This is a genomic window from Paenibacillus sp. 79R4, from assembly GCF_013393165.1.
Classification (GTDB): Bacteria; Bacillota; Bacilli; order Paenibacillales; family Paenibacillaceae; genus Fontibacillus.
This window is the reverse complement of record NZ_QJOT01000004.1, coordinates 145,757-168,240: the sequence shown is the minus strand read 5'-3', so window position 1 is coordinate 168,240 and position 22,484 is coordinate 145,757. Positions and strand designations below refer to the sequence as shown.

29 protein-coding genes are annotated in these 22,484 nt (G+C 46.5%); 25 read left to right on the top strand and 4 right to left on the bottom strand.

What is annotated here, in order from left to right; genetic code table 11:
- Positions 1-6 precede the first annotated feature (6 nt).
- From trpA to DMN77_RS06670, 3 genes are all read left to right on the top strand, one after another.
- Positions 7-813: a tryptophan synthase subunit alpha gene (trpA, locus tag DMN77_RS06680; protein ID WP_068781825.1), complete on the top strand. Its 807-nt coding sequence runs from the start codon at positions 7-9 to the stop codon at positions 811-813.
- Between the two features lie 30 nt (positions 814-843).
- On the top strand, positions 844-1,941 hold the full coding sequence (hisC, locus tag DMN77_RS06675) for a histidinol-phosphate transaminase (protein WP_179014119.1): 1,098 nt from the start codon (positions 844-846) through the stop codon (positions 1,939-1,941).
- 99 nt (positions 1,942-2,040) lie between these two features.
- Positions 2,041-3,135, top strand: a complete 1,095-nt coding sequence (locus tag DMN77_RS06670; RefSeq protein ID WP_179014118.1) for a prephenate dehydrogenase — start codon at positions 2,041-2,043, stop codon at positions 3,133-3,135.
- Between the two features lie 284 nt (positions 3,136-3,419).
- On the opposite strand, the gene DMN77_RS06665 is transcribed toward DMN77_RS06670, so the two are convergent.
- Together DMN77_RS06665 and DMN77_RS06660 are read right to left on the bottom strand one after the other, a co-directional pair.
- Positions 3,420-4,073: a class F sortase gene (locus DMN77_RS06665; RefSeq protein ID WP_179014116.1), complete on the bottom strand. Its 654-nt coding sequence runs from the start codon at positions 4,071-4,073 to the stop codon at positions 3,420-3,422.
- A gap of 59 nt (positions 4,074-4,132) precedes the next feature.
- Positions 4,133-4,378 (bottom strand): hypothetical protein, encoded by a 246-nt coding sequence (locus DMN77_RS06660; RefSeq protein ID WP_068781732.1) that lies wholly within the window; start codon positions 4,376-4,378, stop codon positions 4,133-4,135.
- 175 nt (positions 4,379-4,553) lie between these two features.
- On the opposite strand from DMN77_RS06660, the gene DMN77_RS06655 reads away from it, so the two are divergent.
- Positions 4,554-5,063, top strand: a complete 510-nt coding sequence (locus DMN77_RS06655) for a DUF3189 family protein (protein ID WP_179014115.1) — start codon at positions 4,554-4,556, stop codon at positions 5,061-5,063.
- Positions 5,064-5,245: 182 nt separating this feature from the next.
- Here DMN77_RS06655 and DMN77_RS06650 read toward each other — a convergent pair whose 3' ends face one another.
- Positions 5,246-5,581 carry a hypothetical protein gene (locus tag DMN77_RS06650; protein ID WP_069188393.1) on the bottom strand — a complete coding sequence of 112 codons (336 nt, stop codon included), beginning with the start codon at positions 5,579-5,581 and terminating at the stop codon, positions 5,246-5,248.
- A gap of 306 nt (positions 5,582-5,887) precedes the next feature.
- On the opposite strand from DMN77_RS06650, the gene DMN77_RS06645 reads away from it, so the two are divergent.
- The 15 genes from DMN77_RS06645 to DMN77_RS06575 all read left to right on the top strand — a co-directional run bounded on the left by DMN77_RS06645 (position 5,888) and on the right by DMN77_RS06575 (position 17,044).
- Complete coding sequence (locus DMN77_RS06645; protein WP_068781731.1) at positions 5,888-6,481, top strand: RNA polymerase sigma factor; 594 nt, start codon at positions 5,888-5,890, stop codon at positions 6,479-6,481.
- Positions 6,478-7,077, top strand: coding sequence for an anti-sigma factor (locus DMN77_RS06640; protein WP_068781730.1), 600 nt, complete (start codon positions 6,478-6,480; stop codon positions 7,075-7,077). Before DMN77_RS06645 ends, DMN77_RS06640 begins: the two co-directional genes overlap by 4 nt.
- A 107-nt stretch (positions 7,078-7,184) precedes the next feature.
- A complete protein-coding gene (locus DMN77_RS06635) occupies positions 7,185-7,769 on the top strand; it encodes a histidine phosphatase family protein (RefSeq protein WP_068781729.1) in 585 nt (194 codons plus the stop codon).
- Positions 7,770-7,887: 118 nt separating this feature from the next.
- A complete protein-coding gene (locus DMN77_RS06630; RefSeq protein ID WP_179014113.1) occupies positions 7,888-8,988 on the top strand; it encodes a hypothetical protein in 1,101 nt (366 codons plus the stop codon).
- Between the two features lie 82 nt (positions 8,989-9,070).
- Positions 9,071-9,577: a gamma carbonic anhydrase family protein gene (locus DMN77_RS06625; protein WP_068781727.1), complete on the top strand. Its 507-nt coding sequence runs from the start codon at positions 9,071-9,073 to the stop codon at positions 9,575-9,577.
- 22 nt (positions 9,578-9,599) lie between these two features.
- The gene (locus tag DMN77_RS06620; RefSeq protein WP_068781726.1) at positions 9,600-9,782 is read left to right on the top strand and encodes an IDEAL domain-containing protein; all 183 of its coding nucleotides are present in this window, start codon (positions 9,600-9,602) and stop codon (positions 9,780-9,782) included.
- A gap of 160 nt (positions 9,783-9,942) precedes the next feature.
- Entirely contained in the window at positions 9,943-10,548 is a 606-nt protein-coding gene (locus DMN77_RS06615) for a TetR/AcrR family transcriptional regulator (protein WP_179014112.1), read from the top strand.
- Positions 10,549-10,555: 7 nt separating this feature from the next.
- Entirely contained in the window at positions 10,556-11,410 is an 855-nt protein-coding gene (locus DMN77_RS06610) for a hypothetical protein (RefSeq protein WP_179014110.1), read from the top strand.
- An 8-nt stretch (positions 11,411-11,418) separates the two neighbouring features.
- Positions 11,419-11,943 carry a flavodoxin domain-containing protein gene (locus tag DMN77_RS06605; RefSeq protein ID WP_179014108.1) on the top strand — a complete coding sequence of 175 codons (525 nt, stop codon included), beginning with the start codon at positions 11,419-11,421 and terminating at the stop codon, positions 11,941-11,943.
- Positions 11,944-12,105: 162 nt separating this feature from the next.
- Entirely contained in the window at positions 12,106-12,537 is a 432-nt protein-coding gene (locus DMN77_RS06600; protein ID WP_068781723.1) for a DUF2487 family protein, read from the top strand.
- Between the two features lie 187 nt (positions 12,538-12,724).
- On the top strand, positions 12,725-13,267 hold the full coding sequence (locus DMN77_RS06595) for a Rieske (2Fe-2S) protein (RefSeq protein ID WP_179014107.1): 543 nt from the start codon (positions 12,725-12,727) through the stop codon (positions 13,265-13,267).
- A gap of 16 nt (positions 13,268-13,283) precedes the next feature.
- A complete protein-coding gene (gene qcrB / locus DMN77_RS06590; protein ID WP_068781722.1) occupies positions 13,284-13,955 on the top strand; it encodes a menaquinol-cytochrome c reductase cytochrome b subunit in 672 nt (223 codons plus the stop codon).
- A 41-nt stretch (positions 13,956-13,996) separates the two neighbouring features.
- Positions 13,997-14,878 (top strand): menaquinol-cytochrome c reductase cytochrome b/c subunit, encoded by an 882-nt coding sequence (locus DMN77_RS06585; RefSeq protein ID WP_068781721.1) that lies wholly within the window; start codon positions 13,997-13,999, stop codon positions 14,876-14,878.
- A gap of 89 nt (positions 14,879-14,967) precedes the next feature.
- A complete protein-coding gene (locus DMN77_RS06580) occupies positions 14,968-15,594 on the top strand; it encodes a DUF1405 domain-containing protein (protein WP_179014105.1) in 627 nt (208 codons plus the stop codon).
- A 562-nt stretch (positions 15,595-16,156) separates the two neighbouring features.
- Complete coding sequence (locus tag DMN77_RS06575; RefSeq protein ID WP_372775494.1) at positions 16,157-17,044, top strand: sporulation protein YpjB; 888 nt, start codon at positions 16,157-16,159, stop codon at positions 17,042-17,044.
- 46 nt (positions 17,045-17,090) lie between these two features.
- Here DMN77_RS06575 and DMN77_RS06570 read toward each other — a convergent pair whose 3' ends face one another.
- The gene (locus DMN77_RS06570; RefSeq protein ID WP_068781718.1) at positions 17,091-17,948 is read right to left on the bottom strand and encodes a YitT family protein; all 858 of its coding nucleotides are present in this window, start codon (positions 17,946-17,948) and stop codon (positions 17,091-17,093) included.
- Positions 17,949-18,267: 319 nt separating this feature from the next.
- On the opposite strand from DMN77_RS06570, the gene DMN77_RS06565 reads away from it, so the two are divergent.
- The 6 genes from DMN77_RS06565 to bshA are packed head-to-tail and all read left to right on the top strand — an operon-like array spanning position 18,268 to position 22,369.
- Positions 18,268-18,600, top strand: coding sequence for a nucleotide pyrophosphohydrolase (locus DMN77_RS06565; RefSeq protein WP_179014102.1), 333 nt, complete (start codon positions 18,268-18,270; stop codon positions 18,598-18,600).
- Between the two features lie 57 nt (positions 18,601-18,657).
- On the top strand, positions 18,658-19,191 hold the full coding sequence (locus tag DMN77_RS06560; RefSeq protein WP_179014100.1) for a tetratricopeptide repeat protein: 534 nt from the start codon (positions 18,658-18,660) through the stop codon (positions 19,189-19,191).
- 22 nt (positions 19,192-19,213) lie between these two features.
- Positions 19,214-20,020, top strand: a complete 807-nt coding sequence (gene dapB, locus DMN77_RS06555; protein ID WP_179014098.1) for a 4-hydroxy-tetrahydrodipicolinate reductase — start codon at positions 19,214-19,216, stop codon at positions 20,018-20,020.
- Between the two features lie 13 nt (positions 20,021-20,033).
- Positions 20,034-20,453 (top strand): methylglyoxal synthase, encoded by a 420-nt coding sequence (gene mgsA / locus DMN77_RS06550; protein WP_179014096.1) that lies wholly within the window; start codon positions 20,034-20,036, stop codon positions 20,451-20,453.
- On the top strand, positions 20,453-21,166 hold the full coding sequence (gene bshB1 / locus DMN77_RS06545; RefSeq protein WP_179014094.1) for a bacillithiol biosynthesis deacetylase BshB1: 714 nt from the start codon (positions 20,453-20,455) through the stop codon (positions 21,164-21,166). Before mgsA ends, bshB1 begins: the two co-directional genes overlap by 1 nt.
- 45 nt (positions 21,167-21,211) lie before the next feature.
- Positions 21,212-22,369 (top strand): N-acetyl-alpha-D-glucosaminyl L-malate synthase BshA, encoded by a 1,158-nt coding sequence (gene bshA / locus DMN77_RS06540; RefSeq protein ID WP_179014092.1) that lies wholly within the window; start codon positions 21,212-21,214, stop codon positions 22,367-22,369.
- The last annotated feature ends 115 nt before the right edge of the window (positions 22,370-22,484 follow it).

Below are 22,484 nucleotides of genomic sequence, written 5' to 3'. Positions count from 1 at the left end.
ACGGACATGAATCTGATGGATCAGACCTTTGCCCAGCTTCGCAAGGAAGGCAAGGCGGCACTGATTCCTTTCATAACGGTTGGTGATCCTGATGTGGAGACAACTTTGGATATATTAAGAGAGGTCCAGCTGGCCGGTGCAAACATCGTTGAACTGGGCGTCCCTTATTCCGATCCATTAGCTGATGGCCCTGTTATTCAGCGGGCATCAGAACGTGCGCTTGCCCATCAAGTGACGATCGAGACCTGTATCGAGGCAGCCCGCCGAGCCAGAGAGAGCGGTATTCAAATGCCGATCGTCTTATTTACTTATTTCAATCCGGTTCTGCAGACTGGGTTCGGGCGCTTCTTCCAGCTCGTGCAGGCAGCAGGTATTAGCGGACTTATTATCCCTGATTTACCGTATGAAGAATCCGAGGAAATTTTGCATCTGGCGGATGAAGCGAATGTTCATCTTGTGCCGCTAGTGGCTCCTACCTCAAATGAAAGAATTCAACGCATCGTATCCCGGGCTCGTGGGTTCATTTATTGCGTGTCCTCGCTTGGCGTTACGGGGGAAAGAGCTTCCTTTGCCCAGGGGGTGGATGATTTCATCAAGACTGTGAAGAAAGGCACTGATCTTCCTGTCGCCGTAGGCTTTGGTATTTCCAACCGAGAGCAGGCCCAGCATTTTGCCGGGTTCTGTGATGGGGTCGTCGTTGGGAGTGCCATTGTACGCAAGATCGAGGAAGCATTGCCATTATTACAGAACGAAGCGACGAAGGAGCAGGGCTTGTTGCAAATTCGTGACTTTGTGGCAAAATTAAGAGTGTAAATTTCATTTGGAACGAAGGAGGAGAAATACATGCTGCCAAAACCGCAAATCGTGAACCTCCCGGTCTATCAACCTGGTAAGCCGATTGAGGCAGTCAAGCGGGAGCTTGGCCTTACAGAAGTAATCAAGCTCGCATCCAATGAGAATCCATATGGCTGCTCTCCACGCGTTCGTGCAGCGATCGAAGCGGAGCTTGCTAATATCAGCATTTATCCTGATGGAAGTGCGGTAGAATTAACCGAAGAATTAGCGAGTCATCTCGGGGTCCATTCCAATCAAATTATTTTCGGCTGTGGATCGGATGAGATTATCGCCTTGATTACCAGAGCGTTCTTCCTTCCGGGAGACGAGACTATTATGGCGGATCAGACCTTCTCCGTCTATAAGAGCAATGCCGATATCGAGGGCGCAGTCAGTATCGAGGTTCCTCTGCAAGCAGGAACGCATGACCTGGAGGCGATGCTTCAGGCGGTTAATGATCGGACCAAGGTGATATGGATCTGCAATCCTAACAACCCGACCGGGACTATTGTGCCTGAGGCGGATTTGGTCGCTTTTCTGGATCGAGTTCCTGGCCAAGTGCTGGTCGTGCTGGACGAAGCCTATGCCGAGTACGTTACTGATCCGTCCTATGCAGATGGCATCCGTTTGCTGGATAAATATCCGAACCTGGTCGTGCTTCGCACGTTCTCCAAAATTTACGGTCTGGCATCCCTGCGTATCGGATATGGTGTAGGCCAGCCTGCGGTGATCAAACTGATTAATCAGGTGCGTGAGCCCTTCAACACCTCGCGAATCGGTCAGGCCGCAGCGAGAGCATCGATTGCAGACCGCCAGTTCGTAGCGGAATGCCGCGAGAAGAATGCCAAGGGCATTAAATACTTAAATGATGAGTTCGACCGTCTAAAGCTGTCTTATTTTCCGGCTCACGGTAATTTTATTATGGTTGATGTGGAGACTCCGTCCCAGGAGATGTTCCAGGAGTTGCTTAAGCTGGGAGTCATTGTCCGCAGCGGCTTCTCTAAATATCCGAATTCCATTCGGGTAACGGTTGGCTCAGAGAGCCAGAATCAGAAGTTTATCGCTGCTCTGGAGCAGGTGCTTCAGCAGCGTAAGGTACGAGTCTAGCGAGTGTATATAACTAGCCATAAATGACCTCAATGAGCTTTGACAAGTATCCTGTTTATGATGAAGTAAATAATCTTAGTAGAAGTTGAGTGAAAATTTATGACTACAAAAATTGCAATATTTGGTGTTGGATTGATCGGCGGGTCTCTGGCCCTATGTTTTCGCGGCAAGCCGGGGATTGAGGTGGTTGGCCACAGCCCCCGCTCCCGCTCGCTTGAGGTGATGCTGGATCGGGGTGTGGTGGATTCCGCGACCCTCTCGATGGAAGAAGCGGTGCGTGACGCCGACTTTATATTTCTATGTGTGCCAGTAGGCAATCTGGAAGAGTATCTGGAGAAGCTGTATGCGCTGCCGCTTAAGCAGGGGTGTATTATAACGGATGTAGGCAGCACGAAGGCTTCGATCGCTGCTGCGGCAGAGAAGCTGTCGCGGCCGGACGTGTATTTTATTGGCGGCCATCCAATGGCCGGCTCTGAGCGGTCCGGGGTGGAGGCGGCTTCGACGCTGCTGTTCGAGAATGCATACTATGTTCTAACGCCGGCAACAGGCGTTCCAGACGAGGCTTCCGCCAAATTGGAGGAACTTCTGCAATATACAAGGGCCCAGGTCGTACGCGTTAACCCTGTACAGCATGACGAGATCGTTGGTGCGATTAGTCATCTGCCGCATATTATTGCGGTAGCGCTCGTCAATCAGGTGTGTGATTACAATGCCTCCAACGGCTTGTACCGAACCCTTGCGGCCGGTGGTTTCCGCGACATTACGCGGATTGCTTCCAGCGATCCGATTATCTGGCGTGATATTCTGCTGAGCAATCGTGACGTGGTGTTATCGCTGCTTAAGGATTGGAATGAAGAGATCGGTGGTTTTATCTCCATGCTGGAGGACAGGAATGGGGAGGGGATCGTCGATTCCTTCGTCAAAGCAAACCGATTCCGCAGCGAGCTTCCTGAACGACGCAAAGGCATGATTTCCTCGCTCTTTGATTTGTATATCGATGTCCCAGACCATCCGGGGATTATCGGACAGATTACGACCGAGCTTGGGGATCAGAACATCAACTTGAGCAATATTCAGATTATCGAGAGCCGCGAGGATGTGCCTGGCCTGCTGCATTTGTCCTTCCGCCAGGAAAGCGCAATGGAACGAGCCAAAGAACATCTGCAATCGATGGGTTATGCTGTATACGTCTAATTACTATACTTATATGAACTTGACGGAAAGCGGGGTCTTTAGGACCCTGCTTTTTTCATTTTGATAATACATATAAGCTCGAACGATCTAAAATGAATAAAAAAAACGCCACTTCGTGTTGAAGTGGCGCATGCTCACTAACGAGCAACAGATATTGGATAGGAGTGGAGAGAAACCATACTGTGCTTTTATTATAATGTATCCGTTTTCATTCTGTCAACACATTTTTTTAGCGCTTTCATTGGAGATTAACTACAAATTTTCCCTTTTACAGAGAGGCGCCATCAGGGCTCATTCTGTAGTTTGGCAAACACGACAAGCCGCATCTCATGTTCTTTTTTCTTGCGGCTGTATTTCCCCGTGCAAGTAATCAGATTAAGCCTGTATTCATCCGTATCGCCAAAAATTCTTTCAAGCGGGGCTTCAGCTGTAATGAAGGTCTCGACGCTTTCAACTGCATAGATAAGTCGTTGCCCTGTCTTATTAGATACGATAATGGTATCGCCTGGACGCAGTTTCTTCAAATTAAAAAAGATCGCCGGACCGGTATAGCTGTCTACATGTCCGTCCATAATGACGTTCCCTTGGCCTCCGGCAAGAACGCCTGGCTGCAAAATGCCGACGACTTCAGTATCCTCTGGCACATCCATTCGCCCATCCTCCGCAACCCCCACCGGCATGATCTGAGCAAAGGCATTAATGCCTGGAATATACAGATGATGGGGCAGGAATGGCTCAACCGGAGCATTATGTACAGCATTTTCGGATGTTTTTGCTGGTGGATTAGGCTCTATAATTTCGTTGTTGGATTGCGATTGGGCTGAGGTCTGTGGAAGATCGGTTTGTTTCTCCGCAGTGTTCCTCGTCTCTGGGGCCGAACAGCTCGAGCAGGCTAAGGCTATAAGGCATGTAACGATTGTGAGCTTCCATTGCAGCATGTTCAGTATTTTCATCTTGATAAATATAGAAAGAGGGGAATCCCCCTCTCTCAGCTCCTCTATTCTGTTTGTTCGCTAGCGCCGCCAAAGCCAGAACGAGGCATTTCAGTGGCCTTAGTCTTGATGCTCTTAGCCTTAATGCTCTTCGTATGCATTTTGTGTTTGCCCGCTCTTTCCTTATGCATCGATTTGGTATGCATCTTATGCTCATGGGCCTTGGTATGATGAGCAGGAGCCGCACTAACAGCCGATGCGAAGGAAAGGAGAAGAGTTGCGGATAGCAGGACAGCAGATAGTTTTTTCATGGGCTTTTTCCTCCGAATAGATATTTTATTCCCCGGGAATTATCGTCCCCCAAAATGATTTATATATATATGGGAAAATACGGTGGCTGTTAACAGCCAGTCCAATGTTAAAGTATATCTTGATGACAAACGGGACACATTGATCTTTAATAATATCCACAAAGGGGAAATCAGCATGATCTACATTTACAACTGTTATGGGGGAACACATACCTCCGTCTTAGCTGCGGCTTATCATTTGAATCGGTTACCACGCGACCGTAAACCTTCCAAGGAGGAAATTCTGAATACGTACATGTTCGATAAGCTGCTTCCGCAGGAACATGGCAAATTGATTCATCATGGCAAGGACGATCAGGGAAATGATATTTTCAGTGTGGGGAGAGGCAATTCCAAAGCGGTAATTCCAGCGATCACCAGCTCATTTCAACTGTTGGCCGATAAAGAAGAACTGTCGGAGAAGGTTATATTGTCCAACACTTCACCGACAGTCCCTTTGATGATGACGATCGGGGGCTTCTGTTCAAGACAACTCAGGCTCACGAGTCTTGGCCGGGTCCTTCTGGTGCTGGGTGCCCAGCAAACCTATAAAAATATAATACAAGTGGTTGAGGATACGACTCGTGCAGGCAATACCTCTTCTCCAAAAGTAAAGGTGTTGAACAATGAAGGAATAAAGCTCTAGGAAATGTAATACAAACAGCTTTATAGCGGAGTGGGTCCGGTAGTGTAATCGGCGATTTCCGTCGATCCGAAGAACAGCAAGCCAATAACGATGATTAAAATAAGAAGCTCAGCAAATCTTTCGCCATCAAACTCTCCCAACTCTGAGGCCCCCTTTACGTCATACTGTCTAACCGTGCACATTTAATCTGTCATTTTCTTCATCGCGGCAAATACGTCATTTAATGTAAGATCACCATTGCTCTGAAAAAATGAGACCAGCGTATCTATGTTCGATCCGTTGCCGGAGCTGAGTGTTTTGTATTGGCCAATCAAGCTGATGACGACAGACGCTTCCCTGAACAATTCGACGGAGTCGACCTTTAATTTACCGGTTAACAGCAGGGCGGCAACAGCGGCTTCAATGCTCCCGGGCTTTTGCTGTTTCGATTTGGAAGATTTGCTGTTCGAATTATTGTTTGAATTTCCATTTTTAGAGCTGCTATTTCTGGCTTTATTGCTTTTGCCGGGAGAAGACATAGGATTACCTTCTTCCGTTTGTGAAATTAGAAAACGCACTATAAGAGTAATTTATGCCGCGATGAGGGTTAGTGTTATCCTATTCGACTACATGGCGTTGTCTTAGCCCGGACATATTTTTATCCGCCCCTCTTCTATGGTATAATATTGAAGGATTGCAATATGAATTGATAATGACGCCATCATATGGATGTTTTTTTAATAATTACATAAGCAAACCGCAACTTTTTTAATCCTGTTCGGTAATAATGTATAAGAATCGAACGGGGAATAAGCGCATGGATGGGCGAGGAGGTTCGCACTTAAATGACGGATTCCCAAATGATTCGTGAGATAAAAGAAGGCAATACCGAGTTATACTCGGAGTTGATGCGAAGGTATCAACGCAAAATTTTGGCATTTGTATATCACATGCTGAAGAGCGCTCAATTGGAATTGATGGCAGAGGATATTTGTTCTGAGACTTTTTATAAAGCATTTCGAAGTTTGCACTCTTTCCGTGAAGTAGATGCTTCCTTCTCTACCTGGCTTTATACGATTGCAAGAAACACCGTTTTGAGTGAATTACGTAAGCAGCGAAGCGGCAATGTGCCGTTAGAGGAGAGTGGATACATACCTGTTGCTCCGCATGAGCTTGTGCCTGAACAGGCGATTTTGCGCAATGAACGTGTTGGCCTGGTTCGCGAAGCAATTAACAATCTTCCGGAAAAGCAGCGATCGGCTCTGATATTACGCGAGTACGACCAACTGGACTATCAGGAAATCGCCTGCATTCTAGGTCAAAGCGTAAGTGCTGTGAAATCCTTGTTGTTCCGAGCACGCAGCAGTGTAAAAAGTCAGCTTGAACCCTATTTCTATGAGCCGAGCTACGAGCATTATGAAGGGATGAAAAGCAGATGAATTGTAGAGAGGCGGAGCAGTTATTTCCACTACTTCCGGATCTTCCGAAGGATGATCCTCTTAGACAAATGTTGGAGTGGCATGTTATAGGCTGTGAAACCTGTGCGGTTGAATATCGTTTCTGGCAGGAAAGTCTGGAAGCGGTCCATGATCTGCCGTTTGAGATTACTGAAGAACAAGCCGAGTCCGTGAACCGCAAGGTAATGGATAGAATCTACTCGGAATCTCCCTGGCTTGCTCCGGATGTTCGAGACCCCGGATTTCATAAACGGATCAGCAGGCGTGTCTCATTATGGGCAGCATGCTTCCTCGTGGTCTTCCTATGCAGCACATTACTGTTCGTGATGGGCGGGAAATTCGAAAAGGACTCGGAATATGAATCTTTGACCGGTGTGCTGCCGACTGCGGTGGCTACAACCGACAGTGAGAAGACAAGCAATGTCTCCTTCAGCTTGCCGAACGAAGTCCGCGGCATTGTCGATCCGTTCGTAGTGCAAATGGGCCCGACTTATCCGCAATATTGGATGTACTTGTCGATGGGGGGCATGGTTCTTGCCATCGTGTCCTGGAAGGGCATCCGCCGCTCCAAGAGATAGCGTGAGATTGGATAGGCGCTTCTTCCCCGGAAGAAGTGTTTATCTTTTTTTATATAGGAGTACTTCGAATTAGAGGATACTAGAGATAATTTTTGGGGAGGTTGATTATGCTAGTTGGCTTGATACGTCATGGATTGACAGATTGGAATAAGATCGGGAGAATTCAGGGACAGAGCGATATTCCCCTTAATGAAGAAGGACGTGGTCAGGCGAAGAAGTTAGCGGAGCGTCTGCTTGCGGACCAGAAGTATAAATGGGATTTTGTCATTACCAGTGGCTTGTCTCGGGCTCAGGAGACGGGGGAGATTATTGCCAAAACGCTGAATATTCCGTTATATGATCCGGATTCGAGATTGGTTGAGAAGGCCTTTGGTCAAGTAGAAGGACTAACAGCCGAAGAGCGTGAGACGCTTTGGGGAGTAGATTGGAAGCAGCGGGATCTTGGTCAGGAGAGCGATGAAGCTATTCAGGAGAGAGCTTTGTCATTTTTGAAGGAAATTGGTGAGAAGTATAGCGATAATAATGTGCTTGTAGTCTCTCACGGTGGATTGCTAGCCCAGTTGTTTACAGTTCTATATCAGAATAAGTGTACGGAGCGCATCGGCAATCTCTCCTTAACTATACTGGAGAAGAATGATCACAATTGGGATATGCGCCTCTATAATTGCACACGCCATCTGGAAGATAAGTAAGTTTTGGAATGACCTGTAACCTATGAGACCGGCCCAAATGGGCTGGTTTTTTTTGGTATGAAGGAATAATTACCGTCAAATTTCCCATAATGGTATTAAAACGGCGAGGCGGTAACCTATGAATCTGGCGGATATGCTAACTTATGCTGATATTACGCAGCTCAGCAGAATAGCGAACCATTATCGGTGTGATTGCAACGGAAACTCCAAGCTTGAACTGATTCAGTCCATCCTGCAGACGGTAGGGCGGCGAGACTTCGTCGAGCATCATGTGGACGGAATGAGCATGGAGGATTTACGCTTCTTGAACGCTCTTCTGTTCGATGGCCGCAAACAATTCAGTCTTGAGGATCTGCTGGCTTGCGTCAAGCAGTCGCGAGCAGTCAAAGCTGAGCGTGATCAGGAGCAGGAGCGGGAGAATCCGCGCGAAGTTATATCTCGGTTTAGACAGCGCGCCTGGCTCTTCCAGGGAGCGACTCCGGCAACACGTTACCTGTTCGAGGTGCCCGACGACTTGCGTTGCAGGTTTCGCGAGGTGCTTGAGAGGCGTATTAAGTCAGAGGTTATTCTGGCAGAGCAAGAGCCAGTCCTCTATCGGGAAGAGCCCGATCTCATGGCAACTGACCTGCTGTTGTTCCTTGAATATGTCATGAATCATAGTGTTGCTCTTAATGCAGAAGGTGTGATGTATCGGCGCAGCCAAATGCAAATCATGGAGATGCTTCATGTAAGCGAACCGCTTGTGGGCAAAGGCTGGAGATTTGGTTATGGCCGTCGATTCAAGGATTATCCGAGCCGTTTTTCGCTGCTCTACGACTATGCCTATCATGTCCGTCTGATCAAGGAAGAAGGGGACAGCCTCAGGCTCACCTCGACCGGCCTAGCCTATCTTAAGGAAGAACATCGTGAAGCGATGTTGCAGTTTGTTGCCTTCTGGCTAAGGCTGTACAAAATACCGATCCCGAACCTGCTCTCGATGATCTATTGGATCGAACGATCTTCTGCAGACTGGGTCAGTGTGAAGTCATTGTACCAGAACCTGGGGTCTCTAATCGCTCCTTTCTTCTATGACACTCCTGAATCGATATTCGAAGAGCGGATTTTGCGCATGATGCTTCATCTGGGCATGATCCGTATTGGAGAGAGCGAAGATGGAGAACGGTATGTTCAAACCACTGGATTTGGCAAGATGGCAACTAAGCAGCTGCATAAGGACTAGCAAGATAATACTTAAGTCGTTGACAATAATGTACCTAATTGCTACAATCACTCCCAACTAAACGGCGGGAGAGTGATTCGTAGTGCTGATTGAATACCTGGGAAGAAGGCCAAATCTGGATTCATCGGTATTTGTGGCCGAGGGAGCGAAGGTCGTCGGTGATGTAACGTTAGGCAAGGATTCAACAATATGGTACAACGCGGTGCTTCGCGGAGATCTGGCGCCAATTATGATCGGTGATCGCTGTAATATTCAGGATGGTGTGATTGGGCATGTGAATACCGATCAGCCGCTTATTGTTCGGAGCGAGGTATCTGTAGGCCATGGTGCGATTATTCATGGCGCAACGATAGGCCAAGGTACATTAATTGGGATGGGGGCAATCGTCTTAAACGGTGCTGACATCGGTGAATATGCTTTAGTAGGAGCAGGATCTTTAGTAACAGAGAATACCAAAATTCCACCCTATACTCTTTCTCTAGGCACTCCTGCAAGAGTCGTACGTGAATTAACAGAAGATGATTTGCTTAGGATGAAACGGACGATGGAAAGTTATGTAGTGAAAGGCAAAGAATATAGGATCTCATGACAATGTATTGGAGGTGCATCCTATGGATCAAATGAAGGTTACTTATGAAGCGATGCTCAGTTTAGCGGCAGAGATGGTCTGGGATGAAGCGCTGCGCAAGCGCCGGTCGGAGCAAATATATAGCGAAATTGATTCTGCCCTGGCCAAAGGCGATGAGGTGGCCTTCCGACTTCTTACGGATGAACTGAAGACATTGAAACATTAAAAGAAATGCCACCGGCATTTCTTTTTTTGAGAAAAAAGTAATTCGATAACAATAGGTGGTTCGTAGGTTTGTTGCTTTGTTTGTAAAACTATTTGACGAGTAAACGATAGTTCACTATAATATTTAGTAAACTATCGTTTACTTGGAGGCGTCCACATATATGGATACAAAAGAAAAGATATTACAAGTTTCGTTAAAGCTATTTGCTCGTGACGGTTACGAGGGTGTATCTGTAAGAAATATTGCTGAAGAACTCGGAATTACAAAAGGTGCATTATATAAGCATTATGAAAATAAGCATGATATTTTTGATAGTATCATTCAACGTATGGAAAAAATGGATGCCCAGAAAGCAAAAGAATTTGATGTTCCAGTTGGTACTTTTGAAGATGCAGAATACGATTATCGTAATGTGGCATTCGGAGATATCAAAGCATTTAGCATTAAAATGTTTAAATACTGGACTGAAGATGAGTTCGCCTCAAACTTTCGCAAAATGCTGACATTAGAGCAATACCGTAATCCTAAAATGGCAAGTTTGCTAAATCAATACCTAACTGGTGGAGTTATCGGTTATGCCAAAGATTTAATAGGTGAATCTGTATTAAATACAAAAAATAGTGATAAGGATCCTGAAATTCTTGCACTGGAGTATTTTGCACCAATTTACATGATGATGGGAATATCGGACAGTATGGAAAATAAAGGGGCTGCCAAAGAAATGGTGGAAAAGCACATAGATTATTTTATGGGAAATTTAAGGTGAGAATAGTATGAAAACCTATAACAAAAAAGTCGACTATCTATCCATCGCAATAGCAATATTGGCAGCAATAATTTCTGCAATCAGCCTGTTTTATAATCACCCTATAAATATTGGTGAGCAAGTAGAAACTGTCGGGGGGCAGATTGTTAAGCTGTATGGACGTGGCATTTATCACAACGATTCGCTATCCATGGCAGTTCAAGCAAAAGGTCAGGATTTGGTTACTCTTTTCCTAGGTGTGCCGTTTCTTGTTTATTCTTTGTATTTAAGCAGAAAGAATAGTTTGCTAGGCAGATTCTATCTAACAGGAACTTTGGCATATTTTCTATATACTTATGTGATTTACAGTTTTGCTGGTTCTTATAACCCATTTTTCATCTTGTACGTTGTTATAACGGGTTTATCATTTTTTGCTTTTATCGCTTGTATGACTTCTTTTGAGCTACCAAAAATGAAAGATAAATTTAGCGAAAAATCACCAATTAAGTATCTAGGTATTTCAAATGTAGTATTTGCTTGTTTAATTGCATTTAATTGGCTCTCTCGTCTTACTCCGAAGAGCCTAAGCATTTACTTAGAACACTATACGACTTTGCCGATCCAAGCGATGGATTTAGGAATTGTCTTGCCAGTAATCGTATTCAGTGCGGTAATGCTTATGAAGAAACAGCCATGGGGCTATCTTCTTATGCCCATCATGACTATGAAGATTTTGACCTTGCTAATAGCACTTGATGCAATGATTTTATTTATGTGTCTGAATGGTGTTGAGGTGTCTATCGTAGAAATGGTTATATTTCCGTTATATACGTTAGTGGTAGGATTTAATTTTTATTTGATTCAAAAGAATCTGAAGAAATGAGGTAACGTATGAGTAAAATAGCTGTGATCTACAAATCTACTTATGGGGCAACTAAGAAATATGCTGAGTGGATTTCTGAAGAATTAGGTGCAGACTTGATTGAGAGGGATTCCGCTAAAGCTAATATGCTAATAGATTATGACATCATCATGTACAGTGGTGGAATATATGCCAGCAGTATCAGTGGGTCTGATTTGGTATCTAAGAATGCATGTAAGCACCTAATTGTATTTACTGTTGGTCTGACGAATCCAGAAACGATGGACTACACGGATATTATGCATAGAGCCTTTCCTAATCAAAATATTCAGCCACAAAAGGTATTTCACTTGCGAGGTGCAATTGACTATGGCAAGCTAGGCTTTCTGCACCGCAACTTAATGAAAATGCTAAATAAGGCAGTAGAAAAGAAAGCTGAGTCAGAAATGAATGAAGTTGAAAAGGTGATTAGGGATACCTATGGTAAACAGGTGGATTATATAAATAGAGAATCGATAAGACCAATAATTGCCTATATTCAGGGAATTGCGTAAAAGAAAATTAATAATGTGAATACTCAACTAATGGGTAGCCTCCTATCCGATTGGATAAGGAGGAGGGAATGCTCGTCCGATCTTGATGATTAGGAAAATCCACCTTTTAAATGTGACATCTCTGTGACTATAATAGGAGTGATACTAGGGGAGGAATAGAGCATGAAATTTAGTGAAATTGAGTTATCAGCCTGGGAGGAATTGCGTCCTTACCTCGATACCTGCTTAATTCCGGTTACCGCTCTTTCAGGAACGGAGCAGCCATACGAAGTGACCGGCAAATTGGAACGGCTGCGGGATATTATGGATTGCATCGAGATTCCGTTCAAAGGCAGGGTCGTTACATATCCAGCTTTTCAATATGGGGATGCACAGATTACGGAGCTTATCAACAATGTATGTCGCAATACCAAATTATCGGGATTTAAATATGCCATTGTGATATCGGCCGATGCGGCGTGGACGTCAGAAGCTTTGGCTGATGCGGATCTGATCGTGACGTCACAGGCTTTTCCAGACTATAAGACGCCCGAGGGAGCAGAGCAAATCAGACTAGCTGTTCAAGCGATTTGGCAAAATTCAGGACTGAATTAATTGTGACAAATTATCGACACTTTAATGACAAACCTACTGTTTATCCTTGGAAAATATGTGTCAAATTCTTGACGCTCTCAAAACGCTAATATATTATTAAACTGACTTACATATTCATGTGATTATTGTCATTGAAAAGGGAAGATCGTTAAAGATCAATTGGCGAAAAAAGGGGGTTGAAGACATTATGAGCAATCAGCATGACGAGCATGAATCGTCACATAAACCGCCCATCCGTAAGGAAATGTCCAGGCGGCAGTTTCTTACATACACATTGGGAGGCGCTACCGCATTTATGGTGGGCGGAGTGACGCTTCCGATGGTTCGTTTTGCCGTAGATCCGATTTTGCATAAAAAGGGCGAGGGCGCTTTCATTAAAGTGGTCGAAGCCAGCAAAATAACGAATGAGCCGCAGGAGTTCAATTTTGAACTTCCACAGCAGGATGGTTGGTATTCCAGCATTGCCTCGCTCACGGCATGGATTCGTAAAGACGAGAGCGGCAAAATTTATGCGCTTTCACCGATTTGTAAGCATCTGGGATGTACGGTCGGATGGAACAGTGACAAAAGCTTTCCTGACGAATATCACTGTCCTTGTCATGGGGCGCATTATACGAAGGATGGCAAACAGCTTGCTGTTGCGCCGAAACCGCTGGATGAGTACAAGGTTATGTTGAAGGATGATTGGGTTTATCTCGGCGACATTGTCGCCAATACAAGAGTGAAGTAAGGAGGCGTAGATTCGGATGTTTAAGAATGTATATAACTGGATTGACGAACGTCTCGATATCACGCCGATTTGGAGAGATGTTGCTGACCACGAGGTACCAGAGCATGTTAACCCGGCGCATCATTTCTCTGCCTTTGTGTATTGCTTCGGCGGACTGACGTTTTTTATTACTGTAATCCAGATTTTATCAGGGATGTTCCTGACAATGTATTATGTACCAGATATTAAAAACGCTTATGCCAGCGTTGAATATTTGCAGACCCAGGTTGCCTTTGGACAAATCGTTCGCGGGATGCACCACTGGGGAGCAAGCCTTGTTATCGTGATGATGTTCCTGCATACGCTGCGGGTATTCTTCACCGGCTCTTACAAAGCGCCACGGGAAATGAACTGGGTTGTCGGGATGCTGATCTTCTTCGTAATGATCGGCCTCGGTTTGACTGGTTATTTGCTGCCATGGGATAACAAGTCTTATTTCGCAACCAAGGTTACGCTGGAAATCGCCAATTCAGTTCCGGTGCTGGGGCCGGTCATTAAGGAATTGCTGCAGGGCGGAACCATTGTCGGCGCCGAGACGCTGACCCGCTTCTTCGCGATCCATGTCTTCTTCCTTCCGGCTGTACTGCTGCTACTATTGGTAGGGCATTTTATCATGATCCGCAGACAAGGGATCTCCGGACCTCTATAAAATTGTGAGTAATAATAAAGTGAAGGAAGGGAGGCATTTACATGGCTCACGGAGATAAATCGAAAGAAAAAGTCGTATATGTCGGTGATTCACGTGTTCGTCAAGGCGACGGCTTCGTTACACCTCCCGATTACACGGCTTATCCCGGGAAATCTGAAGCGTTCATTCCGAACTTTCTGCTTAAGGAATGGATGGTTGGCGTTGTGGTACTCGTAGGGTTCCTCGTGTTGACGATTTCCGAACCGGCGCCGCTCGGTTTTCCGGCTAACCCTAGTGCTCAGGTCATTCCGATGCCAGACTGGTACTTTCTGTTCCTGTATCAGTACTTGAAATATCCATATGCTTCTGGAGATTTTGTCGTTCTTGGAACGCTGGGGATTCCAGGCGTTGCCTTTGGTTCTCTTCTATTGGCACCATTTCTCGACCGTGGCAAGGAGCGCAGATTCTATAAGCGCCCGATTGCTTCATCTTTGATGCTTCTATCGATCGCATCGCTGGTCTATTTGACTAACTTCGCCTGGACTCATTATCAGAACGAGCTGAAGGCTACTGGGCTTCAGCCAGAGCATATTCAGCGTGAAGAGCAGGCGCGCGAGAATCGGGAGAAGGGATTGCCAACAACGAACGTTACCCAAGACAAGGAAATTGCCATCGTTGATAAGGATGATCCAGCAATGGAATCCTTTAAGAAGGCTACTTGTATCAGCTGTCACGGGGCTGACTTGAAGGGTGGCGGCGGCCCGTCGCTCCGCGGTATTGGCGACAAGCATAATAAAGAAGAAATTCTGACGATTATTAAAGAAGGCTATAACGGCAGAATGCAACCTATGTATGATACTGCGAAAGGAAATGGCCTTAGCGATGATGATATCGATCATTTGGCGGAATGGCTTGCGAAGCAGAAGGCCGAGGCAGTAGAATAGTAATAACTTGATGAACCTGATCGTAAATACGATCAGGTTTTTACATATCTATCGGGCCAGTCCCGCTTAAATGAGGAGGAGATTCACGCTTGAGGCTGTCGACTTTATGGAGCAAATCCTTGCTCGGGAATAAATACATATTATGGTGTCTTTTTATGGTGAATCTGCTTGGTACGATTTACGGCTACATTTGGTATGATCATCAGCTGCGGGAGACTTGGGCGACTCAGCCGCATTGGCTGATTGTATTTGTTCCGGACAGCCCTACGGCTAGTTTGTTTTTCACCGCCGCTTTATTATTTCTGTTGTTCCCCGAGAAATTGGGGAAGTTCTATTTTATCCGAACCATTATTGAAGGGTTGGCCGTCGTAACAAGCATCAAATACGGAATCTGGGCGGTCACGATTATATTTGCAGGAGCTGCTCAGGGGAATACGCTGGTATGGCAGGATTGGATGCTGGTGGCATCCCATCTGGCTATGGCGGTTGAAGCTTTGCTGTATGCTCGTCTGTTTAAATTTGGCACCTTAATGCTGATCGGTGCGTGGAGCTGGACGATACTGAACGATATTATTGATTATAGCTTCGGAGTTTACCCTTGGTTGCCGGAAGTTCTGTGGAATGATGTGAACGCGGTGATGATCTTCACCTTCGCGCTAACTTGCGCCAGCGCACTAGCCGGCTGGATCGCCCTTCGGGCAGCCAAAAGGTGGTAGCGGGCTTCGCGAACTATTTGAACTATCTCATCTAAATAAAGGTTCAAAAAGTCGGGTTTTCAGCACCGAGAAGGTTGGATGAAGCTGGGGTCAGAGGAGCGGAGCGTACGAAGTTGTACGTGAGCACCGGAAGGCCCGGCTGAATTCAAGATTCGATGTCGAAATACTTCTCAATCCACTTCGTGTTAGATATAGAATTTATAAGTGGTCAGCGGAGCTGATGAAATTCTATATCGCAAGAAAACCTACCTCTGAATCGCGGTCGCTCACCCTTGAATGACCTCGATCGGTTTTCTTATCAAAAGCAGACTTTTTGAACTACCTCATCTAAATAAAGGTTCAAAAAGTCGGGTTTTCAGCACCGAGAAGGTTGGATGAAGCTGGGGTCAGAGGAGCGGAGCGTACGAAGTCGTACATGAGCACCGGAAGGCCCGGCTGAATTCAAGATTCGATGTCGAAATACTTCTCAATCCACTTCGTGATCAAAAGCAGACTTTTTGAACTACCTCCAGGTTCTAAGCTTGGACAGCCTGCCATAACATGATGGTAGGGAGGGATGTCCGTGAAATGGAAAGGATCTTGTCTATTAGTCGCCTTATCGATGATCCTGCTGCTTCTGCAAGGATCCCAGGCTTATGCTGACGGGCTACCAGTCGCACAGGCCGCGGATATCAAAATAACGGAGCAAGAAAGGGCTGACAAGCTGCGGCAGTTGGAAACGGCTACAGAATCGCTGTACCAGGACATGCAGCAGGGAAATACGCAAAAAGCGAATCAGGATATGGAACAGGTCATCGATGCGTTGGAGCGCCTATCTTTCAAGGGATTGACTTCAGTAGAAGGAATTCATGCGTTGGCTGAGAGCATAATGGATGTTAAAGAGACATTAGCCAAGGCCGTAGATGGGCAAGAGGAGTGGATTAGCTCATCGGCGCGGCTTAGGCTTGCCGTGAACAGCCTTACACATCCGAAGCAGGCCTTATGGCATCAGTATTACAAAGTACTTGGCGAGGATCTGCAGCGTATGAATCAGGCTCGTACTGCCGGGAGCGGAGCTGCACTAAGAGAAGCTTATCTTAGCTTGAAATCGCATTATGAATTAATTCGTCCAGCAGCAGTGATCCGTAAGGACATTACGGAGATCAGCCGTTTTGATTCTTGGTTGTATTATACGGATAGCTTGACGAAAGAGAAGGAAGCGGATATGTCCGCGCTGGCTAGTGCTTTACAGCAAGGAGAAGGGTTTATTAAGGAATTGTTCGGCAAAAAAGGAGATGAACCGGCCTTTCTCCCGATTGGCGGATACGGAAATCCGTGGAACTGGAGCTTGCTGATCGGCGGCTGGATTTTGCTGGCCTTATTCTACACGGCTTACAGGAAATATCGAGCGAACCAAACCGTGATCTCGGTTCCTGGCAAGAATGAGAAGAATGATCGTTTTCGCTTCTGATTAATGAAAGAAGAGGTGCCCCTATTGTGCCGGGGCACCTCTTTTATTATTCTTCGCGGAAGCCCTCTCCGTGAACATCGCGCACATCGTTAATGATAATAAAAGCCCGCGGATCTACCGATTTGGCGATGCTTTGAAGCCGTCTGATCTCCTGCCGCGATACGACGCAGTAAGCCATCGGCTTATCCTGCTTCGAATAGGCTCCTTTGGCGGGGATCAGAGTGACGCCGCGCTCCATCTCATTGGTGATAATATCTGCAATCGCTTCAGCATGATCGCTGATGATCATAAATGCTTTGGCGGAATAGGCGCCCTCCTGAATGAAATCGATCACCCTGGAGGCGATGAATACAGCAACGAGCGTGTATAGAATATTTTCCTTACGTACATAAAAGAGAGATAAGCCAATGATGACAACGTCTATGCTGAGGATGACCTGCCCCATGCTGAGGCCAAATTTGCGACCCAGAATCCGGGCGATAATATCAGAGCCGCCGGTTGTGCCGCCGAAGCGGAAGACGATGCCAAGGCCAGAGCCGAGCGTAACGCCGGCATACATCGTGGCCAGAATATAATCAGTCTGGAGCATTTCGATCCAGCCCTGACTAAGAATATGTTCAAATACCCATAAGAAGAAAGACAGGGAGCAAATTCCGATACCGGTCAGTATCATCTGCCGGCCGCCGAGTACTTTCCAGCCGAGCAGGAATAAGGGGATATTGATGACCAGGTTCGAGATGGATGGAGAGATGGCGAAGGCATACTTCAACAGGATCGTAATACCGGTAACGCCGCCCTCCATGAGTTGATTCGGAATGATAAAATACAGAAGGCCAAAGGCATAGATGGCTGTTCCAATAATAATCGGAACAATGGATCGCGCATAATTTGTGATATTTTTCATAATACTCGTTTCTTCCTTTACTGGTGAGTAGTATAATCAACTTACGCATTCTTTCATAGCGGTAGTCCCAAAAGTCTGCTTTTTGGAAGAAAACCTTCGATGCCACGGATAGCGATTGCGATCCAGAGATTTTCTTATGATATAGAATTCATCAGCTCTGCTGATACCGAATAAATTCTATATCTAAGCAGGAAGTGAATTGAAAATTAGCGGGACTTTTTGAACACGCACTCATAGTATATCTCCAAAAAGAATTTGTTTTCAATTTCCTGTTACGATAACATAATAATTAATTTAGATAACAGGGTGGGATGATAGGATGGATGAGAAATCTCTAGCTGAAATGCAGCGTGAAGTGGACAAGTATATATCACAGTTCAAGGAAGGGTATTTCAGTCCGCTGGCTTTAATTGCACGGATGAGCGAGGAACTCGGCGAACTGGCCCGTGAAGTCAATCATACATATGGAGAGAAGCCTAAGAAGCTGGATGAACCGGAGGGTTCGATTGAGCTGGAGTTGGGAGATATTCTCTTTATTACGATTTGCTTCGCCAATTCGCTTGGAATTGATCTTACGGAGGCCCATGATAAAGTAATGCGTAAATTCTCGACTCGCGATGCGGATCGTTGGACGAAAAAGGACACCGAATAAGTAGCGCCTTCATATGCTGTAATAGTGAATCAGCCCATCTGGCAAGGGGGACAGCAAATGAAGGCAAAACAGTGCTTAAACGAAGCTTACCGCAGCATTTATGAGAATGATTTTGAGCAGGCGCTTTATTGGTTCGAACAGGCATTGAGCGTTGAACCGGATAATGCCGATATTCATTATCGCCATTCCATCACTAGCGCCCGCAGTAACTGCCTCGATAAGGCTCTGGCACATGCCCGCCTCGCAGCGACACTTGCGCCCGATCATGCAGAATATATGCTTCATTTCGACCGCCTGAGAGCCAAAGAGCTGCTGGGGATTGCAAGAAGGCATCTGGAGGGAAAGACAGAGGATAAGATGAATCGCTCTGAAAGGGCCGTTCGCTTGCTTGAACGAGCCGGGGAGCTGGACCCTGTATCCGTTGATGTGCAGGCATGGTTAGCGATCGCTTACGGAGAGATGGGGAGATATGATACAGCCCTGTCCGCTCTGCGCGAGGCTTACGCCTTGCCTCAGGATGAAGTGGTTACGAGGCAGTTGACTGAATTGGAACGACAATTGGAGAACAAATTGAATCAGTCATCATCTTAGTTCAAGTGAAGGGGGATTAAAAATGGGGGAACAAATTAGAGTAGCTGTTGTCGGTGCAACTGGCAAAATGGGTAAAGAAGTCGTTAAGATGGTGCTTGAGGATCCAGAGCTTCAATTAGTAGCTGCCGTAAGTCCGTCAGAAGAAGGATTGGACGCAGGAACATTTGTTGGCAAGCCGCAGTGTGGAGTGGCAATTACCTCTGATCTGGAGCTTGCTCTGTTGGAGAGCAAGCCGCAGGTTATGGTAGATTTTACGACACCGCAATCCGCTTATGCCAATACGGAATTGGCAATCAGACTTGGCGTGTCTCCGGTGACCGGTACGACCGGTTTTACACCGGAGCAGATCGAGCATCTGGACAAGCTATGCCATGATAAAGGGCTAGGCGGGCTCATCGCTCCCAATTTTTCCGTCGGCGCTATTCTGCTGATGAAATTTGCGGCCGAAGCGGCTAAATATTTTCCAAATGTGGAGATTATCGAATATCACGGGGATCAAAAGCTCGATGCGCCTTCCGGCACAGCAATCAAGACGGCCGAATTGATCTCGATGAACCGAAAAGAACATAGACAGGGCAATCCGAATGAAGAGGAGACCATTGAAGGGGCGCGCGGCGGCTATTATAATGGCTTCCGCATTCATAGCATTCGACTTCCGGGCATTTTTGCGCAAGAAGAGGTCGTATTCGGGGATTTTGGCCAAACTTTGAAAATTCGCCATGATTCTTATGATCGCGCAGGATACATGCCTGGTGTTAATATAGCAGTGAAGAAGGTTTTGAACTGTAAAGGGATGATTTACGGTTTTGAACATTTTATGGAAGAGTAGGAGATGACACAGGATGCTTAACATCGCATTTATAGCTCATGACAGAAAGAAAGAAGACATCGTCAATTTTGCAGTAGCTTACGAGCATGTATTTCAAGGTAAAAATCTGTATTCAACAGGGACAACGGGACAACGAATTATGGAAGCTACCAATCTGAATATTCACCGTTTCTTGTCGGGCCCACTCGGCGGCGATCAACAGATCGGGGCGCTGATTGCCCAGAATGAAATGGATCTTGTCATTTTCTTGCGCGATCCATTGATGGCCCAGCCGCATGAACCTGATATTACAGCGCTGCTTCGCCTTTGTGATGTGCATGGTATTCCGGTTGCTACGAATATGGCTTCGGCAGAAATTCTGGTTCGTGCCTTGGATCGCGGTGATTTTGCTTGGCGTGAATTGGTTGAACTCCTCAAACCGGAGTTAAAATAATGAGTGAACCGCTTGATATATTAATTTTTGGCGCTCATGCAGATGATGCAGAGATAGGAATGGCCGGTACCATTGCCAAGCAAGTGGCTGCCGGATACAAAGTTGGCCTCTGCGATTTGACGGAAGCGGAGCTATCCTCGAACGGTAATGTCGTCCTTCGCAAGCAGGAGGCTGCTGCGGCTGCCCAGCTACTCGGGGTCACGGTGCGCCTGAATCTCGGACTGCCCGATCGTGGCTTGAACGGCTCTGCGGAACAGATTGCGGCGATAACGTCGGTAATCCGCGAATCTCGGCCGTCCATCATTTTTGCGCCCTATTGGGAAGATCGCCATCCGGATCATATCGCTTGCAGCAAGCTTGTGGAGGATGCGGCATTTAATAGCAAACTGCGGCGTTATATGCCGGACAAGCCTGCGGTAGCTGTACCGGAGCTCTACTTCTATTTCATTAACGATTGGAGAGCTCCCGATTTGCTCGTAGATGTGACGGATAATTATACATTGAAAGTGCAAGCCCTGGGTTGCTACCGTTCACAGTTCGGTACGGAGCCGCGGGAGGAAGAGATCGCGCTTACGCCGCTGAATCAAGGTTATGTTGAGCGGGTGAAGGCCCGGGATTCATTGCTTGGCCAGCGTAAGCTTATTCCTTATGCTGAGGGGTTTGCGGTCAAGACTCCGTATATTGTTAATCTATTTGGAACTCGGAGTTCATAAATTATACAGGAACACACCGACTAAATTATAAGGAGGCCCCCGCCAATGAACCAGCATCTAAAAATTGGTATTACATGTTATCCTTCACTGGGAGGTTCGGGGGTTGTTGCGACCGAACTCGGTAAACTTTTGGCAGAGAAGGGACATGAAGTTCATTTCATTTGTCACGGAGTACCTTTCAGACTGGGAAGTTTCCATAAGAACATTATTTATCATGAGATCGAAGTCAGCGACTATTATGTGTTCCGCTACCCGCCTTACGATCTGTCCCTGGCTACGAAGATGGCCCAGGTTGCCAAGACGGAGAATCTTGATATATTGCATGTACACTATGCAATGCCGCATGCCGTGTGCGCCTTTCTGGCCAAACAGATGGTTGGGGAGCAATTGAAGGTAGTTACGACGCTGCATGGAACGGATATCACTGTGCTCGCTCAAGATGAATCGCTTAAGGATCTGATCCGACTTGCTATTAATGAGAGCGATGCAGTTACTTCCGTATCGCGGGATTTAATCAAGGAGACCCGCGAGGTTCTTGATATCACAAGAGATATCGATTTGGCGTACAATTTCGTAGATGAACGCGTGTATTATCCTAGACCTTGTCTGGAGTGCCGCGATGACTTTGCCGCTCCTGAAGAGAAAGTGCTCATGCATATTTCCAACTTCCGTCCCGTCAAGCGGGTCAGCGATGTAATCGATATCTTCGAGAAGGTCACCAGAAAGATCCCTGCCAAGCTGCTGCTTGTCGGCGAAGGTCCTGACTTGCCGAAGATTCAATGCAAGATCAAGGAGATGGGCCTTAGTGACAAGGTGCACTTTCTTGGCAAACAGGATGATATCGCTCAGGTTATCTCGATGGCTGATGTTTTGCTGCTGCCATCGGAGAAGGAGAGCTTTGGGCTCGTCGCCTTGGAGGCGATGGCCTGCGGTGTGCCTACAGTCGGATCGGTAGCCGGGGGGATCCCTGAACTTGTTACGCATGGAGAAAGCGGATTCCTCGCCCCTATTGGCGACACGGAGCAAATGGCCGAATATTGTGTCTCGCTGCTCTCCGATGCCAAGCTGGCGGAGCAGATGAAGCAGGCTTGCCTGGATCGCGCGAAAAATGATTTCAGCAGCGACCGCATTACCGCTATTTATGAAGCTATTTATTATCGTGTGCTGAATCGCGAAGTGCCTGGCCTTACATCGGTGAGCTGATCATCTCTGCGGCTTGTCCATTGGATGATGCCGGGTAATGCTTTGAATCGCGGTTTTCATTTTTGAATTGACTCCGATCGGTTTTCTTATCGAAAGCGGACTTTTTGAACAACCT

Bases quoted from the DNA above. Each gene is read 5' to 3' on its own strand.
- hisC (WP_179014119.1), top strand. From the start codon at position 844: ATGCTGCCAAAACCGCAAATCGTGAACCTCCCGGTCTATCAACCTGGT.
- DMN77_RS06610 (WP_179014110.1), top strand. From the start codon at position 10,556: ATGAAAACCTATAACAAAAAAGTCGACTATCTATCCATCGCAATAGCA.
- DMN77_RS06585 (WP_068781721.1), top strand. From the start codon at position 13,997: ATGGCTCACGGAGATAAATCGAAAGAAAAAGTCGTATATGTCGGTGAT.
- DMN77_RS06620 (WP_068781726.1), top strand. From the start codon at position 9,600: ATGGATCAAATGAAGGTTACTTATGAAGCGATGCTCAGTTTAGCGGCA.
- DMN77_RS06595 (WP_179014107.1), top strand. From the start codon at position 12,725: ATGAGCAATCAGCATGACGAGCATGAATCGTCACATAAACCGCCCATC.
- DMN77_RS06640 (WP_068781730.1), top strand. From the start codon at position 6,478: ATGAATTGTAGAGAGGCGGAGCAGTTATTTCCACTACTTCCGGATCTT.
- DMN77_RS06605 (WP_179014108.1), top strand. From the start codon at position 11,419: ATGAGTAAAATAGCTGTGATCTACAAATCTACTTATGGGGCAACTAAG.
- DMN77_RS06600 (WP_068781723.1), top strand. From the start codon at position 12,106: ATGAAATTTAGTGAAATTGAGTTATCAGCCTGGGAGGAATTGCGTCCT.
- DMN77_RS06630 (WP_179014113.1), top strand. From the start codon at position 7,888: ATGAATCTGGCGGATATGCTAACTTATGCTGATATTACGCAGCTCAGC.
- DMN77_RS06665 (WP_179014116.1), bottom strand. From the start codon at position 4,073: ATGCTGCAATGGAAGCTCACAATCGTTACATGCCTTATAGCCTTAGCC.
- DMN77_RS06560 (WP_179014100.1), top strand. From the start codon at position 18,658: ATGAAGGCAAAACAGTGCTTAAACGAAGCTTACCGCAGCATTTATGAG.
- bshB1 (WP_179014094.1), top strand. From the start codon at position 20,453: ATGAGTGAACCGCTTGATATATTAATTTTTGGCGCTCATGCAGATGAT.
- trpA (WP_068781825.1), top strand. From the start codon at position 7: ATGAATCTGATGGATCAGACCTTTGCCCAGCTTCGCAAGGAAGGCAAG.
- DMN77_RS06635 (WP_068781729.1), top strand. From the start codon at position 7,185: ATGCTAGTTGGCTTGATACGTCATGGATTGACAGATTGGAATAAGATC.
- dapB (WP_179014098.1), top strand. From the start codon at position 19,214: ATGGGGGAACAAATTAGAGTAGCTGTTGTCGGTGCAACTGGCAAAATG.
- DMN77_RS06565 (WP_179014102.1), top strand. From the start codon at position 18,268: ATGGATGAGAAATCTCTAGCTGAAATGCAGCGTGAAGTGGACAAGTAT.
- mgsA (WP_179014096.1), top strand. From the start codon at position 20,034: ATGCTTAACATCGCATTTATAGCTCATGACAGAAAGAAAGAAGACATC.
- DMN77_RS06650 (WP_069188393.1), bottom strand. From the start codon at position 5,581: ATGTCTTCTCCCGGCAAAAGCAATAAAGCCAGAAATAGCAGCTCTAAA.
- DMN77_RS06645 (WP_068781731.1), top strand. From the start codon at position 5,888: ATGACGGATTCCCAAATGATTCGTGAGATAAAAGAAGGCAATACCGAG.
- DMN77_RS06655 (WP_179014115.1), top strand. From the start codon at position 4,554: ATGATCTACATTTACAACTGTTATGGGGGAACACATACCTCCGTCTTA.
- qcrB (WP_068781722.1), top strand. From the start codon at position 13,284: ATGTTTAAGAATGTATATAACTGGATTGACGAACGTCTCGATATCACG.
- DMN77_RS06615 (WP_179014112.1), top strand. From the start codon at position 9,943: ATGGATACAAAAGAAAAGATATTACAAGTTTCGTTAAAGCTATTTGCT.
- DMN77_RS06670 (WP_179014118.1), top strand. From the start codon at position 2,041: ATGACTACAAAAATTGCAATATTTGGTGTTGGATTGATCGGCGGGTCT.
- bshA (WP_179014092.1), top strand. From the start codon at position 21,212: ATGAACCAGCATCTAAAAATTGGTATTACATGTTATCCTTCACTGGGA.
- DMN77_RS06570 (WP_068781718.1), bottom strand. From the start codon at position 17,948: ATGAAAAATATCACAAATTATGCGCGATCCATTGTTCCGATTATTATT.
- DMN77_RS06660 (WP_068781732.1), bottom strand. From the start codon at position 4,378: ATGAAAAAACTATCTGCTGTCCTGCTATCCGCAACTCTTCTCCTTTCC.